This is a genomic window from Atribacter sp. (genome assembly GCF_035418125.1).
GTDB classification, from domain to species: Bacteria; Atribacterota; Atribacteria; order Atribacterales; family Atribacteraceae; genus Atribacter; species Atribacter allofermentans.
The window spans coordinates 1-2,569 of the sequence record NZ_DAOLQM010000287.1 but is presented as its reverse complement, the minus strand read 5'-3'; the positions used below and the strand labels follow the sequence as shown (position 1 = coordinate 2,569).

Annotated in this window: 2 protein-coding genes and 1 tRNA gene; all 3 read right to left on the bottom strand. The window is 37.1% G+C overall.

Translation table 11 applies throughout. The features are described from left to right. Positions 1-2: 2 nt before the first annotated feature. The 3 genes from PLK24_RS10615 to PLK24_RS10605 all read right to left on the bottom strand — a co-directional run bounded on the left by PLK24_RS10615 (position 3) and on the right by PLK24_RS10605 (position 2,200). Positions 3-79: transfer RNA gene (locus tag PLK24_RS10615), tRNA-Pro, on the bottom strand. Between the two features lie 567 nt (positions 80-646). Continuing rightward, complete coding sequence (locus tag PLK24_RS10610; RefSeq protein ID WP_324478956.1) at positions 647-1,057, bottom strand: methylglyoxal synthase; 411 nt, start codon at positions 1,055-1,057, stop codon at positions 647-649. A gap of 324 nt (positions 1,058-1,381) precedes the next feature. Beyond that, complete coding sequence (locus PLK24_RS10605; protein ID WP_324478954.1) at positions 1,382-2,200, bottom strand: PstS family phosphate ABC transporter substrate-binding protein; 819 nt, start codon at positions 2,198-2,200, stop codon at positions 1,382-1,384. Positions 2,201-2,569 lie beyond the last annotated feature (369 nt).

Here is a 2,569-nt window from a genome sequence, read left to right as displayed (position 1 = left end):
CTTGGTCGGGGAGAGCGGATTTGAACCGCCGACCACTCGCACCCCAAGCGAGTGCGCTCCCATGCTGCGCTACTCCCCGAAACTTACTTCCCCTCATTCGGCTATGTTATATCAAACCATTTACTCTGTCAACATAATCCTATCTTCTTGCAAGTATAGGTTTGAATCATTTTTTTCATTTCTAGCGATAGCAAAACCTTATAAAAATGACTAGATTCAGAGCCGCTTTTGGTTAACAGTTCATCTAGATAACAATTAGAAATATCAAGAAGATTAAGGAGTTCTCTCCTTAAAATAAAGTGAGAAGGGAGTTATGAGTAACGAATAGAAAATTTTCAGCTTCATCCCAACCTTTTTTAATTTTTTTCTTTCCTCTCCCTTTGGTTAAAAGGAGATCAAGATAAATTCAATTTTTTAAAATTCTTTCAAATCCCCCTTACCTTCTTTTCTAAAGGGGGAGATTGATTTCTGAAAAAGCTATTTCCGCCCTCATCCTCACCTTCTCCCATCAAGGGAGAAGGAATCAAAAAGTCGCAATCCCTCGGTCTTTATTGCGTTCGATTAATGTAGCGTCATACCATGGCATATAGAATTTTGGGCTATCACTCATCATTGTTTCTCCAGAGTGGAAACCAATAAAGCAGAATTAGCAGGTTTTGAGGAGAGGTTGGTATTGGCTATAAAGTAAGACGGATGAAACGAGGTAATCAGCAGAGGAACGATTGCAGGCAGTTGGAATATTATATACGACGGCTATCCGCAGTAAAGCTTTTACATCAACATCATGAGGTTGGGGCTTGAGAGGATCCCAAAAAAAGATTAGAACATCGATTTCTCCTTCAACAATTTTTGCTCCTATTTGGAGGTCACCTCCCAAGGGACCACTTTTTAAACAGTGGACTTTTAACCCTACTCGATCAATAAGTAACTTTCCGGTCGTTCCGGTAGCAAAAATCAGATGGTTATCTAAAATGTTTTTATTCCATTGTGCCCATTCGATTAGGTCCTGCTTTTGATTATCATGGGCAACTAGAGCAATTTTTTTAATATTCTCCATTCTTCACTCTCCTATCTATCTTTAATATTTAAAATACAATTAACTGAAATTCACTCGACCAGACGTATCCATTTTCTCGTCTTTTTCACAAATGTTATAAAATAGTGACGATGGTGACGATAGTTACTCAGTTTTATCTGAATATTTATCACTTGAACATTCAACCATAAATCTTTTCATAAGAAAAAATCCATCAAAATACTCATAGCATAATTTTTTACCTACTCTTCAATATAAAATTAGAAAACTGATTGTCATGAATATTGATAAGAACCGGCTGGTCATGGTTGCTTTCGGTTTTTCTCAACCAGCCGGTTAGGTCTCCTAATTAATTCGGATAAAACCTTCTTCTTCAACAATTGCTTGACCTTCTTCGCTAAAGAAGAAGTCTATAAATGCCTTGGTAACTCCCTGGGGAATATCGGGAGTATACAGATAAAGCCCACGACTGATGGGGTAGCTCTCGTTAAGAGCGTTCTCCTTGGTAGGCTCAACTCCGTCTAAAAGAAGCCCCTTGACTTGATCGGTTACATATCCCAGCCCAACATACCCGATGGCATCGGGATTTTTTCCAACTTCATCCAGAATTGCTCGATTAGAGGCAAGCATTAAAACTGCAGGGGCTAAATGGTCTTTTTTCAAGATATGCTCATTAAAAACTTCAAAGGTTCCAGAATTGGTATCACGGGAAATAACCACGATTGGCTTATCTTCTCCATTGAGGTCTTTCCAGTTGGTGATTGCTCCGGTATAGATCTGCTTCAAAGTTTGACTGTCGATTTGATTCATCTTGGTATTAGCGGGACTCACGATGACCGTGATGGCATCCTTGGCAATTTCAAACTCCTGGATGGAGAGACCTTTGGCAACGGCTTTATCTAACTCTTCAGTTTTGATCTGTCGGGATGACATAGCAATATCAGTAATTTTATCAATTAGAGCAGCAATACCTACCCCAGACCCACCACCACTTACTGTAATATTTACATCGGGATTCTGATACATAAACTCCTCAGCAACAATTTGCATAATGGGAAGGACAGTGGTTGAGCCAGAAACATTCATCTTCTCTGCTGAAAAAGCAGAAAAAGCAAAAGAAAAAACCGCCAGACTTATAAAAATAAACCTAACCATTTTTTTCATATTAAATAACCTCCTATATGTGAATTCATATTGAAGAAATTGTAGTTTTAAATTGTTAAAGAAGTATTGAAGAAATATTAAAGTTTTTTAATATTTTAAAGAGACCGCTACCCTCTTAAAATGTCGTTCCTTGATGTTAAATTTATAAAGTTAAGAAAGTATCTTTAAAGGCTCGATTGAATCAATTTGTTGAAAATAGTTATGGTTATTTAAGAAGGGAACGAACATAAAAAGAATCTAAAAAGGAGGATTACCTGAAACAGGGAGAGAAATTTTTTCCAATTCATTTTAAAACTACAAAAAATTGATTTTTAAAAAACTTACACCATATTCAACCTTTGAAAAAGGGTATGAGCTTTTTGGACATCT

Coding starts and splice junctions, on each gene's coding strand:
- PLK24_RS10610 (WP_324478956.1), bottom strand. CDS start 1,057: ATGGAGAATATTAAAAAAATTGCTCTAGTTGCCCATGATAATCAAAAG.
- PLK24_RS10605 (WP_324478954.1), bottom strand. CDS start 2,200: ATGAAAAAAATGGTTAGGTTTATTTTTATAAGTCTGGCGGTTTTTTCT.